This window comes from Streptomyces sp. NPDC033136 (assembly GCF_055578235.1).
This window is the reverse complement of sequence record NZ_JBVIPD010000014.1, coordinates 1-14,482: the sequence shown is the minus strand read 5'-3', so window position 1 is coordinate 14,482 and position 14,482 is coordinate 1. Positions and strand designations below refer to the sequence as shown.

Below are 14,482 nucleotides of genomic sequence, written 5' to 3'. Positions count from 1 at the left end.
CACCGCCCCTCAGCGAGAGAGAAGGCCTCCGTTCCGGGGGCCTTCTCGCGTCATGCCATCCAGCGATCCGGCCGCGCGTCCCTGCGCCCGGTGCGCGACCGCTCCGCCTGGGCCGCGAGCAGATCGCGCGCCTCGCCTGCGTCCCGCAGCCGTGCCGTCACCGATTTGTTGGCGCCGGTGTCCACCGTCACGTCGGCCACGCCCCGGGCCCGCTCCCAGGGGCCCTGCGTCATCCGTACGCTCTGCACCTTGGCGTGCGGCACCAGCGCGAGGCTCCGCTGCAGCAGCCCGGACCGGGCCGCGAACACCGCGTCGGTGACGGCGAGTCCGTACCCGCGCCACCACACCGGCACGCACCAGCGGGCGCGGCGCGGCGACGGCGACAGGTCCGCGCGCGAGGGCACGGTCACTCCGGGCAGCACGCGCGCGACGACGTCCTCGGCGACCTCGCGCGGGGCGACCGGCAGCAGGACGGAGTTGGACGAGCCCGCCACGTCCAGTTCCACACGCACCCAGCCGCGCCGCCGCCACAGCAGCGGCTCCACGATCCGCACGGTCTGCACCCGCCCCGGCGGGACCGTCTCGTGGGCCCGGTCCAGCAGGCCGTGGTCGATGCGCAGGCCGTCGGGCGACTCGCCGACCGTCCAGTCGTACTCGGTGACGAACCGCCCCACGCTGCTCGCGCCCGCCGCGCCCAGCAGCGGCAGGGCGACCGCGAGGACCGTCCACAGACTGTGGGTGGCCAGCCACAGCACCGGCGGGACGAAGAGCGCCGCGGCCAGTGACCCCCAGGTCGCGCCGGTCAGCACCAGGGCCACGGCGAGGATGCCGGGCGGTACCCGCAGCAGCTGCCGGGACGGGGCCTCGCCGACCTCGTGGGCGGTCTCGGGTGCGAAACCGGCGGCCCGGGCGAGTAGTTCGGCCCTCAGCGTGCGGGCCTCGTCGGCGCCGAGGAAGGCCAGTTCGTCCTTCTTGTCGGTGCCTATGACGTCGAGTTTCAGCTTGGCGACGCCCGCGACCCGGGCGAGCAGCGGCTGGGTGACGTCGATGGCCTGGATCCGCTCCAGCCGGATGTGCGCGGTGCGGCGGAAGACGAGCCCGGTGCGGATGCGCAGGTCGGTCCCGGTCACCGCGAAGTGTGTGAACCACCAGGAGCAGAAACCGTAGAGGGCGGCGGCCGGGACGAGCACGGCGAGGCCGATGAGGAGTGTGGTCGTCGTGAGCCGGGTCAGATGGCGCTGTGCCCCGTCCGGGTCGTGCACGGCCCAGCCGATGAGGACGGCGACGGGGGCCCAGGCGCGCCTGAGCGGAGTGACGGGGTGCAGCCGCCGCTCGACCACGCCGGTCTCGGGCTCGACGGCCCGGGGCGTCGTCACAACCCCGCCGATCGGGCCTCGCCCAGCTCGGTGAGCCGGTCGCGCAGCCGCTCGGCCTCCGCCGGGTCCAGGCCCGGGATGGTCGCGTCGGTGGCCGCGGCGGCCGTGTGCAGCTGCACGCTGGCCAGCCCGAAGTGCCGCTCGACGGGACCTGAGGTGACCTCGACCAGCTGCATCCGCCCGTACGGCACGACCGTCTCCTCGCGCCACAGCACGCCGCGGCTGATCAGCAGGTCGTCGGCGCGCTCGGCGTACCGCCAGGAACGCCAGTTGCGCTCGACCATCACCCAGCCCCAGACCAGCAGCGCCAGCGGCGGCAGCGCGAAGAGGGCCCAGGCGGGCCCGGCCAGCAGCCCCGGCACGAGCCCGGCGGCCAGGGTGATCAGCCCGAGCCACACGACCAGCAGCAGCCGGCGCATCGTGAGCAGACCGGGCGGCAGGGCGATCCAGACGGGCTCGGCGAGGTCGCGAGCGGGAGGCACGGCCTCGGGCCGCCCGGCGGCCGTCCCGTGCGGCGCGACGGCTGCCGGCCCGGGGCTCCCGGCCACGCTGCCGGGCCGCTCCTGCCCAGGGGCGCCCCCGGCCCTACTGGCGGGCCGCTCCTGCCCGGGGGCGGTGACGGCACTCCCGGGCTGCCCTGCCGGGGTCTGGGGCTGTCCGGCCTGAGTCTGGGGCTCCTCGGCCGCCGTCTTCGGGGCGGGGGGTGCCGGGTGCTCCGGCTCTGTGGGGGCGGGTGTGTCTTCGGGGGCCGTGGGGTCGGCTGGGGCTTCAGCCTTGGCCGGCGGGTGTTCGGCCTGGGTCTGGGGCTCCTCGGCCGCCTTCTGCGGCGCGGGGGGCTTCGGGCGTTCCGGCTCTGCGGGGGCGGGTGCGTCACCGGGTTCCACCGGTCCGGACGAATTCTCGGCCCCGGCCGGCCCCGGCGCCCCCTCGGAGTCCGCCGGTCCGGCCGTGTCGTCGGCCCCGGCCCGTCCGGCGGTGCCTTCGGTCCTGGCCGGTCCGGCGGCCCGTCCGGCGGTGCCGTCGGTCCTGGCCGGTCCGGCGGCCCGTCCGGCGGTGCCGTCAGTCCTGGCCGGTCCGGCCGTGTCGTCAGCCCTCGTCGGCTCCGATGTCCCCTCGGATGCCGCCGGCCCGGCTGCGCTCCCGGTCCCCGTCGCCCCCGCTTCGTGCGGGCTCCCCGTCTCCATGAGGCCAGCGTACGTAGGAGAGACTGTGTCCATGACTCCTACGACGGAGACCATGGTCGGAATCGGCGGCGCCGCGGAGAGCACCGACATGGTGCTCAACATCGGGCCGCAGCACCCGTCCACGCACGGCGTGCTGCGGCTGAGGCTCGTGCTGGACGGCGAGCGGATCACGCACGCGGAGCCGGTGATCGGCTACATGCACCGCGGCGCGGAGAAACTGTTCGAGGCGCGCGACTACCGCCAGATCATCATGCTCGCCAACCGCCACGACTGGCTGTCGGCGTTCTCCAACGAGCTGGGCGTGGTCCTCGCCGTGGAGCGGATGCTCGGCATGGAGGTCCCCGAGCGGGCGGTGTGGCTGCGCACGCTGCTCGCGGAGCTGAACCGGGTGCTCAACCACCTGATGTTCCTCGGCTCGTACCCGCTGGAGCTCGGCGGGATCACCCCGATCTTCTACGCCTTCCGGGAGCGCGAGGAGCTCCAGCACGTCATGGAGGAGGTCTCCGGCGGGCGGATGCACTACATGTTCAACCGTGTGGGCGGTCTCAAGGAGGACCTGCCGGCCGGCTGGACCGCACGCGCGCGTACCGCCGTCGCCGACGTGCGCTCCCGTATGGACCGCTTCGACGACCTGGTGCTCGGCAACGAGATCTTCCGCGGCCGCACGAGGAACGTCGGTGTCCTCAGCCCGGAGGCCGTGCACGCGTACGGCGTCAGCGGGCCGGTCGGCCGCGCCTCGGGCGTCGACTTCGACCTGCGCCGGGACGAGCCGTACCTCGCCTACGGCGAACTGGGCGACGTCCTGAAGGTGGTGACCCGGCAGGAGGGCGACTGCCTCGCCCGTTTCGAGTGCCTCCTGGAGCAGACCCGTAACGCGCTCGACCTGGCCGACGCCTGCCTCGACCGCCTCGCCGAGCTGCCGCCCGGTCCGGTCAACCAGCGGCTCCCGAAGGTCCTGAAGGCACCCGAGGGCCATACGTACGCCTGGACCGAGAACCCGCTCGGCATCAACGGCTATTACCTGGTCAGCAGGGGCGAGAAGACCCCGTACCGGCTGAAGCTGCGCTCGGCGTCGTACAACAACATCCAGGTGCTGACGGAACTGCTGCCGGGGACGCTGGTCGCGGACATGGTGGCGATCCTGGGGTCGATGTTCTTCGTCGTGGGCGACGTCGACAAGTAGGGGCATCCGAGACGCCGGGCCGCCTGAGCCATGCGGGCATCTCGGAGACCGGGCTGCCTGAGCCGTGGGGCATACGAGGCCCACTGGCACCTGCGACGTGGGGGCACCTGAGGCCCACGTGGTACCGCACCCCTAGGGAAGCGGGTCCCCGATCCCGGCCGGCTGCACCAGCCATCCGAAGTCGCCCAGCCCGCCCGCCGCAGTGAGCTCGGCGGCCTCCCCGGCGCCCGCGAGGGCGCGTACGTACGCGGCCGGGTCGGTGGACGCGAGCGCGAGCGGGGGGCGTGCGCCGGTCACGCCCAGGGCGTGCAGGGCCTCGCGCTGCGGGAGTACGCGCCCGCCGGGCAGCGTGCACGCGTCCAGGGCGACATGGGCCGTGATGTCGCAGGAGCCGTCCGGTACGGGCGTGGTCTCGCGGCCCTCCCGGAAGCCGGTGAGCGTCCCGAAGGGCGGCCGCGTGGCCTTCGTGTGCGCGTAGTCCACGGCGACGGCGAGCCCCCGGTCGAGGGCCGCGACCGCCGCGGCCCAGGCCTCGTCCCTGGGCAGGCCGATCTCGGCCCGCAGTCCCTCCTCGCCGCTCAGCGGCCACCATCGCTCCAGCCAGCGCGCCTGCGCCCCGCCGACCGGCTCCCCGAGCCGCTCGCTCCCGTCCTCCCGGACCAGCACCAGCCGTGCCACGCCCGCCGCGTCCACCTCCGCGACCTCCACGGGCACGTTGTCCAGCCACTCGTTGGCGAACAGCAGCCCGGTCGTCCCCTCCGGGGGCGCGGCCCGCCACTCGATCCGGTGATCGAGCCCCGCGGGCCGATCGGCGACTTCGACGGCGTACACGCGCGTGCGGGCGGCCACCTCGGGGGGAAGTGCGGCGAGCACCCCGTGGGCCAGCTCGCCCCGCCCGGCCGCCATGTCGACGAAGTCCAGGGCCGCGGGCCGTCCCAGCGCCTCGTCGACCCGGCACAGCAGCCGCGCCACCGCAGCGGCGAAGAGCGGCGAGGCGTGCACGGACGTACGGAAGTGCCCGCCCGGGCCCTCGCCCCCCGCCCGCCGGTAGAAGCCCCCCGGCGCGTACAGCGCCTCGTGCGCCGCCGAGCGCCACCCGCGCCACTGGTTCCTCGTCCCTGCTGCCACCGGCCCAGGCTAAGTGCACACAACGAACGCAACTCCACCTTGCGGAGGACGCGCGCCCGGTGCGGATCGGCCCTCCGGTTGACCCCTGCACCTATCCCGCTTCCCTACGCTGGGTCACGTGCAGCGCCTCTATGACTTCCTCCGCAGGCACCCGATGTGGGTCGACGGCTCCTGGGCCGTCGTCCTCCTCGGGTTTTCGCTGGTGGGCGGAGTGGCGGGCGGCTACGGCTCCCCGGCCGCCGCCGTCCCGATCACGCTGCTGCTCTGCCTGGTGGTCGCGCTGCGACGCCGGATGCCGGAGAAGATGCTGCTGCTCGCCACCGTGGCCGGTCTGGCACAGGTGATCACCGACGTCGGGATCGGTCCCGCCGACTTCGCCATGCTGGTGATCGTCTACACGGTCGCGGCGGAGGGCGCGCGCTGGGCCTCCCGTTTCGCACTGGGCGCCGGCCTGTGCGCGGCTCCCGTGGCCCAGATGCGCTGGCCGAGCGACCAGACGTCCGTCTTCGGCAACATCGTCCTGACGGTCTTCATGGCCGTGCCCTTCGCCCTCGCCTGGGTGCTCGGCGACTCCATCCGCACTCGTCGCGCCTACTTCGCGCAGCTGGAGGAGCGGGCCGCCCGCCTGGAGAAGGAGCGCGAGGCACAGTCAAAGGTCGCCGTCGCCGCCGAACGCGCCCGCATCGCCCGCGAACTGCACGACGTCGTCGCGCACAACGTCTCCGTGATGGTGGTCCAGGCCGACGGCGCCGCCTACGTCCTCGACGCCGCGCCCGACCAGGCGAAGACGGCCCTGGAGACCATCTCCTCCACCGGCCGCCAGGCCCTCGCCGAGATGCGCCGGCTGCTCGGCGTGCTGCGCACCGGCGAGCACCAGGAGGGCGGCGAGTACGTGCCGCAGCCCGACGTGCGGCAGATCGAGGACCTCGTCGAGCAGTGCCGCGGGTCCGGACTGCCCGTCGACTTCAAGGTCGAGGGCACCTCCCGCCCGCTGCCCAGCGGCGTCGAACTCACCGCCTACCGCATCGTGCAGGAGGCGCTCACGAACACCCGCAAGCACGGCGGGCCCAACGTGGGCGCCAGCGTGCGCCTCGTGTACTTCGACGACGGCCTGGGCCTGCTCGTCGAGGACGACGGCAAGGGCGCCCCGCACGAGCTGTACGAGGAGGGCGGGCTCGACGGCCGGGGCCACGGCCTGATCGGCATGCGCGAGCGGGTCGGTATGGTCGGCGGCACCCTGGACGCGGGCCCGCGCCCGGGCGGCGGATTCCGCATCAGCGCCCTGCTGCCGCTCAAACCCGCGCACTGACGCCGGCCCACGCCTCTCGCTGACACCTGTAACGCCCGGGCTGACGCCCGACCCTTTCCCCCGGTTTCCGCAGAACCCGCCTTTCAGAATCCAGAGACACGGAAGAGGCCCCGATGACGATCCGCGTGATGCTCGTCGACGACCAGGTGCTGCTGCGCACCGGGTTCCGGATGGTGCTCGCCGCCCAGCCGGACATGGAGGTCGTGGCGGAGGCGGGCGACGGGGTCGAGGCGCTCCAGCAGCTGCGCGCCACCGAGGCCGACGTGGTGCTGATGGACGTCCGCATGCCGAAGCTCGACGGTGTGGAGACGACCCGGCGGATCTGCGCGGACACCGACCCGCCGAAGGTCCTCATCCTGACCACCTTCGACCTCGACGAGTACGCCTTCTCCGGGCTGAAGGCCGGTGCCTCCGGCTTCATGCTCAAGGACGTGCCGCCCGGTGAGCTGCTCGCCGCGATCCGAGCCGTGCACAGCGGTGACGCGGTCGTCGCGCCCTCCACGACCCGGCGGCTCCTGGACCGCTTCGCCCCGATGCTGCCGGGCGCCAAGCAGCCCCAGCACACCGAGCTGGAGCGGCTCACCGGCCGTGAGCGCGAGGTCATGGTGCTGGTCGCGCAGGGCCTGTCCAACGGCGAGATCGCGGCCCGGCTTGTGCTGTCGGAGGCGACCGTGAAGACCCACGTCGGCCGCATCCTGACCAAGCTGGGGCTCAGGGACCGGGTGCAGGTGGTCGTGCTGGCCTACGAGACGGGTCTGGTGCGGGCCGGCGGACACGGCTGACCGGCGTACGGCCACCGGAGGGCGCCCTCCAGGAATCGCTGCCGAGCCGGGCCACCACCGTCAAGTCCAGCTGGTGCAGGACGTAGCGTGCGCGGCGGCGGGTGGTGATCAGGCCCGCCTCCTTCAGCACGGCCAGGTGCCGGGACATCTCCGGGACCGTCAGCCGTGCGCCTGCGCCGGCTCGCCCGGGGTGTACGCGCCGCGGGCCAGATTGCGGCAGATCCGCGTCCGTTACGGGGTGGGACAGCGCGCCTCGGGCCGGTGGCGGGGCGCCCTACCCGCCGTGTTCCGGCTGCTCCGGCAGCCGGGCCGCTCGGCCACGGCCGTCTTCACGTCTCGCCCTATCCGGCCTGCTCCGGCACCGGGCCGCTCGGTCCTGGCGGCGTCTTCACGTCCCGCCCTATCCGACCTGCTCCGGCAGCCGGGCCACGAACTCGGCCACGGCCGTCTTCACGTCCTCGGCGGTCCACTCCAGCGCGGCGGCCCGCACATGCACCTCCGTGAGCGCCAGGCCCGGGCCGCCCCGGTCCCAGGCGGCGCCGAACAGCATGACGCCCGTCTCCTCGGCCGTGCGCACCGCCGCCTCGGCCAGGACGTCCGCCGTGTACGGCAGCCAGACCTGGAAGTCGTGGGTGTGCGGCACCTCCGGGTGCACGCGCGCCCACGGCACCCCGGCCGCGGCGAACCCCTCGCGCAGGGCGGCGGCCACCACGCGCGCGTGGGCGACGTACTCCGGCAGCCGGGGCAGCTCCCGCTCCAGTCCGGCCAGCGCCGACAGGGCCGTCGGGAACTGCTGGAAGACCAGGCCCCCGTACCGGTGCCGCCAGGCCTTCGCCTCCTCCACCAGCTCCCCCGGGCCGGCGAGGGCCGCGCCGCCGAACGCCTCCAGAGTCTTGTAGAACGACACGTAGACGCTGTCGGCCAGGCCCGCGATCTCCTCCAGGGGCCTGCCGAAGTGGACCGTGGACTCCCACAGCCGGGCCCCGTCGAAGTGCACCACCGCGTCCCGCTCCCGGGCGGCCTCGACGACCTCGGTGAGCTCCTCCCAGGAGGGCAGCACGAAACCGGCGTCCCTGAGGGGCAGTTCCAGCATCAGCGCCCCGAAGGGCTCCTCGAAGTCGCGCACCTCGGCGGCCGTCACCGGGCGCGGCTCGCTCGTGACGTGCACCGGGCGCAGCCCGCCGACCTCGCTGAACGCCTTCCGCTCGTGCACCTCGGGATGGCTGAGCGCGTGCAGGGCGACGGTCGGGTCGCCGCTGCGGCCCGCCCAGCAGCGCAGGGCCACCTGCTGGGCCATCGTGCCCGTCGGGAAGAACACGGCGGCCTCGGTGCCGAGCAGCCCCGCGACCTTCGTCTCCAGCGCCTCGACGACGCCGTCGCCGTACACGTCGGACAGCTCGTCCAGGTCGTAGCAGGCCTCCGCCTCGTCCAGGACCGCAAGGCGTTCCCGGAGCGTCCGGTGGAAGCCGAAGCGCGCGAACACCCGCCGTGCGCCGCGATGGGCGGCCAGCCGCCGCTCCCGCAGCCCCGCACCCCGGTCCTCGTCCGCCGTCCGGTCGTTGCGTTCCGCCGTGTCAGTCATGCCCCGGATCCTCCCCCGCGCGCGTGCGGCCGGGCATCCGCATTTCCGCACGCGCATCCGCGTGCTCCGCACGCACGGCCGTTGTCGGGACCGCCGCACGGGCATGCACACCCTGTGGACGACCGAACGCCCCTCGAACCGATCGCGTTAACATGACGAGAAATCGTCCGGTACCCGGAGCGGACTGGAACGGGAAGGCCGCCGTCGAGTGAACACAACCCCACAGCCAGACCCCAAGGACCGCCCCGCGCGGCTCACCGTCGGCGTCGTCGGCGCCGGCCGGGTGGGACCCGCACTGGCGGCGTCACTCCAGCTCGCCGGGCACCGCCCGGTCGCCGTCTCCGCGGTCTCCGACGCCTCCCGGCGCCGCGCCGCCCAACTGCTGCCCGACGTGCCGGTGATGGCACCCGCCGAGGTCCTGGAGCGATCCGACCTCGTGCTGCTGACGGTTCCGGACGACGCCCTGCCCGACCTGGTCACCGGCCTCGCCGACACCGGGTCCGTTCGACCCGGGCAGCTCCTCGTCCACACCTCCGGGCGCTACGGCGCCCGCGTCCTCGACGCCGCCCTGCGCGCGGGCGCCCTGCCCCTCGCGCTGCACCCCGCGATGACCTTCACCGGCACCCCCGTGGACGTCCAGCGCCTGGCCGGCTGCTCCTTCGGCGTCACCGCGCCCGAGGAACTGCGGCTGGCCGCCGAGGCCCTGGTCATCGAGATGGGCGGCGAGCCGGAGTGGATCGCCGAGGAGAACCGCCCGCTCTACCACGCGGCTCTCGCCCTGGGCGCCAACCACCTGGTCACCCTGGTCGCCCAGTCCATGGAGCTGCTCGGCGCGGCCGGCGTCGCCGCCCCCGACCGGATGCTCGGCCCGCTGCTCGGCGCGGCCCTGGACAACGCCCTGCGCTCCGGTGACGCGGCCCTCACCGGCCCCGTCGCGCGCGGGGACGCGGGCACGGTCGCCGCGCACGTCACGGAGCTGCGCCGGCACGCCCCGCAGACCGTCGCCGGCTACCTGGCGATGGCCCGCGCGACCGCCGACCGGGCCCTGGCCCACGGCCTGCTGAAGCCGGAGCTCGCCGAGGACCTCCTCGGGGTACTCGCCCACGGGACCGACGGCACCGAAGGGGACGCCCGATGACCACCACCCTGCTGCGCACCGCCGGTGAACTGCACGTACGCGCGCGTACGGGCCGCCGCGCCGTGGTGATGACCATGGGCGCCCTGCACGAGGGCCACGCCACGCTCATCCGCACCGCGCGCGGCATCGCCGGCCCCGACGGGGAGGTCGTCGTCACCGTCTTCGTCAACCCGCTGCAGTTCGGCGAGGGCGAGGATCTCGACCGCTACCCGCGCACCCTGGACGCCGACCTCAAGCTCGCCGAACAGTCGGGCGCGGACGCCGTGTTCGCCCCCGCCGTCGACGAGGTCTACCCGGGCGGCGAGCCCCAGGTCCGCATCACCGCGGGCCCCATGGGCGAGCGCCTGGAGGGCTCCTCCCGCCCCGGCCACTTCGACGGCATGCTCACGGTCGTCGCCAAGCTGCTGCACCTCACCCGCCCCGACGTCGCCCTGTACGGCCAGAAGGACGCCCAGCAGCTCGCCCTGATCCGCCGCATGGCGCGGGACCTGAACTTCGGCGTGGAGATCGTCGGCGTCCCCACCGTCCGCGAGGAGGACGGCCTGGCCCTGTCCAGCCGCAACCGCTACCTCTCGGACCGCGAGCGACGCACGGCCCTGGCGCTGTCCAGGGCCCTGTTCGCGGGCCAGGACCGGCACGCCGCGCAGGAGGCGCTGCGCGCCCGGGCCCGCGAAGTGCCCGCCACCCGCGCGCGTGCCGAGGCGCTCAGCGCCATCGGGGAGTCCCGCGCGGCGGCCGACGCGCACGCCGTCGCGACAGCCGTCCCGGGCGGCCCGGCCGCCGTACGCGCGGCCGCCCGCCAGGTCCTCGACGAGGCCGCCCGCCTCGATCCGCCGCTCGCGCTGGACTACCTAGCCCTGGTCGACCCGTCCGATTTCACGGAGATCGCGGACGACTTCACCGGAGAGGCGGTCCTCGCCGTCGCCGCCCGGGTCGGAACGACCCGGCTGATCGACAACGTCCCGCTCACCTTCGGAACCTTCGGAGCCGCCTCGTGACCACCACAGGCATACGACTGCACGCGCCCGCGCCCGGGTGGTCCATCGACGCGGACGTGATCGTGGTCGGCTCCGGCGTCGCCGGCCTGACCGCCGCCCTGCGCTGCGAGGCCGCGGGCCTGAGCACCGTGGTCGTCACCAAGGCCCGGCTCGACGACGGCTCCACCCGGTGGGCCCAGGGCGGCATCGCCGCGGCCCTCGGCGAGGGCGACACCCCCGAGCAGCACCTCGACGACACCCTGGTCGCGGGCGCGGGCCTGTGCGACGAGGAAGCGGTCCGCATCCTCGTCACCGAGGGCCCCGACGCCGTACGCCGCCTCATCGAGACCGGCGCCCATTTCGACGAGACCTCCGAGGGCGGACTGGAACTCACCCGCGAGGGCGGCCACCACCGCCGCCGCATCGCCCACGCCGGCGGCGACGCCACCGGCGCCGAGATCTCCCGCGCCCTGGTCGAGGCGGTCCGCGCGCGGGCCATGCGCACCATCGAGAACGCGCTCGTCCTGGACCTCCTCACGGACGCCGAGGGCCGCACGGCGGGCGTGACCCTGCACGTCATGGGGGAGGGACAGCACGACGGCGTGGGGGCCGTCCACGCCCCCGCGGTGGTCCTCGCGACCGGCGGCATGGGCCAGGTCTTCTCCGCCACCACCAACCCGTCGGTCTCGACGGGCGACGGCGTGGCACTGGCACTGCGCGCGGGCGCCGAGGTGAGCGACCTGGAGTTCGTCCAGTTCCACCCGACCGTCCTCTTCCTGGGCCCGGAAGCGGAGGGGCAGCAGCCCCTGGTCTCCGAGGCCGTGCGCGGCGAGGGCGCCCACCTGGTCGACGCCGACGGCGTGCGCTTCATGGCCGGACAGCACGAACTCGCCGAACTCGCCCCCCGGGACATCGTCGCCAAGGGCATCATGCGCCGCATGCGGGAGCAGGGCGCCGAGCACATGTACCTCGACGCCCGGCACTTCGGCGCCCACATGTGGGGGCACCGCTTCCCGACGATCCTCGCCGCCTGCCGCGCCCACGGCATCGACCCGGTCACCCGGCCCATCCCGGTCGCCCCGGCCGCCCACTACGCCTCCGGCGGCGTCCGCACCGACTCCCACGGCCGTACGACCGTGCCGGGCCTGTACGCGTGCGGCGAGGTCGCCTGCACCGGCGTGCACGGCGCCAACCGTCTGGCCTCCAACTCCCTCCTCGAAGGCCTCGTCTACGCCGAGCGCATCGCGGCCGACATCGCTGCGACCGGCCTCCACGCGCGCGTGCCGCAGCCGCTCCCGCACCCGGAGACCCCCGAGCACCCCCTCCAGACCCCCGAGGCCCGCTTCACGATCCAGCGGATCATGACGAACGGGGCAGGCGTCCTGCGCTCGTCGGAGTCCCTCTCGGAGGCCGCCGACCGGCTCCAGCAGCTGCACACCGACGCCCGCGAGGCCCTCGCCGAGAACGGCAAGACGGCCGAGCCCGGAGTCGACAGCTGGGAGGCCACCAACCTCCTGTGCGTGGCCCGCGTCCTGGTCGCCGCCGCCCTGCTGCGCGAGGAGACCCGGGGCTGCCACTGGCGCGAGGACCGCCCCGAGCGCGACGACACGAGCTGGCGCCGCCACATCGTCGTGACCCTGAACCCCGACCGCACGCTGGCCGTGCACACCACGGACAGCACACACTTCCCTACGACTTTCCCGCCCAAGGCCCAGGAGCAGTGACCGACGTGAGCACCCCCGACCTTCCCCTCGCCCCGTCCGGAGGCTGCGGCGACGGCTGCGCCTGTGGCGCGGACGACGAGGCATACCTGGAGTGCGGCCTGGACCCCGCACTCGCCCAGCTCCTGGTCGACGCAGGCCTCGACCCCGTCGAGGTCGAGGACATCGCCAACGTGGCCCTCCAGGAGGACCTGGCGCACGGCGTGGACGTGACCACGGTCGCGACCATCCCCGAGGAGGCGGTCGCCACCGCCGACTTCACCGCACGCGAGGCGGGCGTCGTGGCCGGCCTCCGCGTCGCCGAAGCCGTCATCTCGGTCGTCTGCGCGGAGGAACTGCAGATCGAGCGCCATGCGGAGGACGGCGACCGCGTCGAGGCGGGCCAGAAGCTCCTCTCGGTCACCACCCGCACCCGCGACCTGCTCACGGCCGAACGCAGCGCGCTGAACATCCTGTGCCGCCTGTCCGGCATCGCGACGGCCACGCGCGCGTGGGCGGACGTCCTGGACGGTACGAAGGCCAAGGTCCGCGACACCCGCAAGACGACACCCGGCCTGCGCTCCCTCGAGAAGTACGCGGTCCGCTGCGGCGGCGGCGTCAACCACCGCATGTCCCTCTCCGACGCGGCCCTGGTCAAGGACAACCACGTGGTCGCCGCGGGCGGTGTCGCCCAGGCCTTCCAGGCGGTCCGCGAACGCTTCCCCGACGTCCCCATCGAGGTCGAGGTCGACACCCTGCACCAGCTCCGTGAGGTCATGGACGCCGGCGCGGACCTGATCCTGCTGGACAACTTCGCGCCGGGCGAGTGCGCGGAGGCCGTCGCCGTCGTCCAGGGCCGCGCCGCCCTGGAGGCCTCGGGCCGCCTCACCCTCGACAACGCCAAGGCGTACGCGGACACCGGCGTCGACTACCTGGCCGTCGGGGCCCTCACCCACTCCTCGCCGATCCTGGACATCGGCCTCGACCTGCGGCCGGCGGAGTAGGGAGCGGGTACGGGCCATGCTGCTGACGATCGACGTAGGAAACACCCACACCGTCCTCGGCCTGTTCGACGGCGACGAGATCGTCGAACACTGGCGCATCTCCACGGACGCCCGCCGCACCGCCGACGAACTGGCGGTCCTCCTCCAGGGCCTGATGGGCATGCACCCGCTCCTCGGCGACGAACTGGGCGACGGCATCGACGGCATCGCCATCTGCGCCACCGTCCCCTCGGTCCTGCACGAACTCCGCGAGGTGACGCGCCGCTACTACGGCGACGTCCCCGCGGTCCTCGTCGAACCGGGCGTCAAGACGGGCGTCCCGATCCTCATGGACAACCCCAAGGAGGTCGGCGCGGACCGCATCATCAACGCGGTCGCGGCCGTCGAGCTCTACGGCGGCCCCGCGATCGTCGTCGACTTCGGCACGGCGACGACGTTCGACGCGGTCAGCGCGCGCGGCGAGTACGTCGGCGGCGTCATCGCCCCCGGCATCGAGATCTCCGTCGAGGCCCTCGGCGTCCGCGGCGCCCAGCTCCGCAAGATCGAGGTGGCCCGGCCCCGCAGCGTCATCGGCAAGAACACCGTGGAGGCGATGCAGTCGGGCATCATCTACGGCTTCGCCGGCCAGGTCGACGGGGTCGTCAACCGGGTGGCCCGCGAGCTGTCCGAGGACCCGGACGAGGTCACGGTCATCGCGACGGGCGGTCTCGCACCGATGGTCCTGGGCGAGTCGTCGGTCATCGACGAACACGAGCCGTGGCTGACGCTGATCGGGCTGCGGCTGGTGTACGAGCGGAACGTGTCGCGTATGTGAGCCGAGCGCTCGGAGCCGTCGCGTGACAGGGCCGCCGCCCAACCCGGCGCCGCGCCCACCGGTGCCGCATCGGCGGCACGACTGCCCGCAGCCGGGACGGCCACGGCGGCCCACAGCCGAGCAGGACCACGAGGTGCCCGCAGCCGCCGGACGACGACGGGGGGCGGGGGGGGGGGGGGGGGGGGGGGGGGGGGGGGAGGGGGGGGGGGGGAGGGGAGGGGGGGGGGGGGGGGGGGGGGGGGTGGGCGGGTGGGGGGGGGGGGGGGGCGCAGGGCACATCGAGGCGGCGCTGCAGGTCGGCATGG

General features: G+C 74.3%; 12 protein-coding genes and 1 pseudogene. 8 read left to right on the top strand and 5 right to left on the bottom strand.

All coding sequences use genetic code 11. From position 1 onward, the window contains the following. Positions 1 to 50: 50 nt before the first annotated feature. Together ACZ5TL_RS24365 and ACZ5TL_RS24360 are read right to left on the bottom strand one after the other, a co-directional pair. On the bottom strand, positions 51 to 1,376 hold the full coding sequence (locus ACZ5TL_RS24365) for a PH domain-containing protein (RefSeq protein WP_468592325.1): 1,326 nt from the start codon (positions 1,374 to 1,376) through the stop codon (positions 51 to 53). Next, on the bottom strand, positions 1,373 to 1,795 hold the full coding sequence (locus ACZ5TL_RS24360) for a PH domain-containing protein (protein WP_468592559.1): 423 nt from the start codon (positions 1,793 to 1,795) through the stop codon (positions 1,373 to 1,375). The genes ACZ5TL_RS24365 and ACZ5TL_RS24360 overlap by 4 nt, the downstream gene beginning before the upstream one ends. A gap of 796 nt (positions 1,796 to 2,591) precedes the next feature. Here ACZ5TL_RS24360 and ACZ5TL_RS24355 point away from each other — a divergent pair. Next, positions 2,592 to 3,743: an NADH-quinone oxidoreductase subunit D gene (locus tag ACZ5TL_RS24355; RefSeq protein WP_468592323.1), complete on the top strand. Its 1,152-nt coding sequence runs from the start codon at positions 2,592 to 2,594 to the stop codon at positions 3,741 to 3,743. A gap of 132 nt (positions 3,744 to 3,875) precedes the next feature. On the opposite strand, the gene ACZ5TL_RS24350 is transcribed toward ACZ5TL_RS24355, so the two are convergent. Then, a complete protein-coding gene (locus ACZ5TL_RS24350) occupies positions 3,876 to 4,871 on the bottom strand; it encodes an SAM-dependent methyltransferase (RefSeq protein WP_468592321.1) in 996 nt (331 codons plus the stop codon). 118 nt (positions 4,872 to 4,989) lie between these two features. Between ACZ5TL_RS24350 and ACZ5TL_RS24345 the strand changes: the two genes are divergently transcribed. Both ACZ5TL_RS24345 and ACZ5TL_RS24340 read left to right on the top strand, forming a co-directional pair. Beyond that, on the top strand, positions 4,990 to 6,180 hold the full coding sequence (locus ACZ5TL_RS24345) for a sensor histidine kinase (protein WP_468592319.1): 1,191 nt from the start codon (positions 4,990 to 4,992) through the stop codon (positions 6,178 to 6,180). 113 nt (positions 6,181 to 6,293) lie between these two features. Then, positions 6,294 to 6,962 (top strand): response regulator, encoded by a 669-nt coding sequence (locus ACZ5TL_RS24340; protein ID WP_468592318.1) that lies wholly within the window; start codon positions 6,294 to 6,296, stop codon positions 6,960 to 6,962. Here the strand turns inward: ACZ5TL_RS24340 and ACZ5TL_RS24335 are convergent. Then, positions 6,923 to 7,212, bottom strand: a pseudogene (locus tag ACZ5TL_RS24335) (ArsR/SmtB family transcription factor); the annotation flags it as partial. The gene ACZ5TL_RS24340 and the pseudogene ACZ5TL_RS24335 overlap by 40 nt on opposite strands. A 150-nt stretch (positions 7,213 to 7,362) precedes the next feature. After that, a complete protein-coding gene (locus ACZ5TL_RS24330; RefSeq protein ID WP_468592317.1) occupies positions 7,363 to 8,544 on the bottom strand; it encodes a threonine aldolase family protein in 1,182 nt (393 codons plus the stop codon). Between the two features lie 208 nt (positions 8,545 to 8,752). Between ACZ5TL_RS24330 and ACZ5TL_RS24325 the strand changes: the two genes are divergently transcribed. Genes ACZ5TL_RS24325 through ACZ5TL_RS24305 form a run of 5 tightly spaced genes read left to right on the top strand, consistent with a single transcriptional unit; the run spans position 8,753 to position 14,177 of the window. Continuing rightward, positions 8,753 to 9,682, top strand: a complete 930-nt coding sequence (locus tag ACZ5TL_RS24325; protein WP_468592316.1) for a Rossmann-like and DUF2520 domain-containing protein — start codon at positions 8,753 to 8,755, stop codon at positions 9,680 to 9,682. Next, a complete protein-coding gene (gene panC, locus ACZ5TL_RS24320) occupies positions 9,679 to 10,680 on the top strand; it encodes a pantoate--beta-alanine ligase (RefSeq protein WP_468592314.1) in 1,002 nt (333 codons plus the stop codon). Before ACZ5TL_RS24325 ends, panC begins: the two co-directional genes overlap by 4 nt. Continuing rightward, positions 10,677 to 12,383, top strand: a complete 1,707-nt coding sequence (locus ACZ5TL_RS24315; RefSeq protein ID WP_468592313.1) for an L-aspartate oxidase — start codon at positions 10,677 to 10,679, stop codon at positions 12,381 to 12,383. The genes panC and ACZ5TL_RS24315 overlap by 4 nt, the downstream gene beginning before the upstream one ends. A 5-nt stretch (positions 12,384 to 12,388) precedes the next feature. Next, complete coding sequence (gene nadC, locus ACZ5TL_RS24310; RefSeq protein ID WP_468592312.1) at positions 12,389 to 13,363, top strand: carboxylating nicotinate-nucleotide diphosphorylase; 975 nt, start codon at positions 12,389 to 12,391, stop codon at positions 13,361 to 13,363. Between the two features lie 16 nt (positions 13,364 to 13,379). Next, positions 13,380 to 14,177, top strand: coding sequence for a type III pantothenate kinase (locus ACZ5TL_RS24305; RefSeq protein WP_468592311.1), 798 nt, complete (start codon positions 13,380 to 13,382; stop codon positions 14,175 to 14,177). Positions 14,178 to 14,482: the final 305 nt, after the last annotated feature.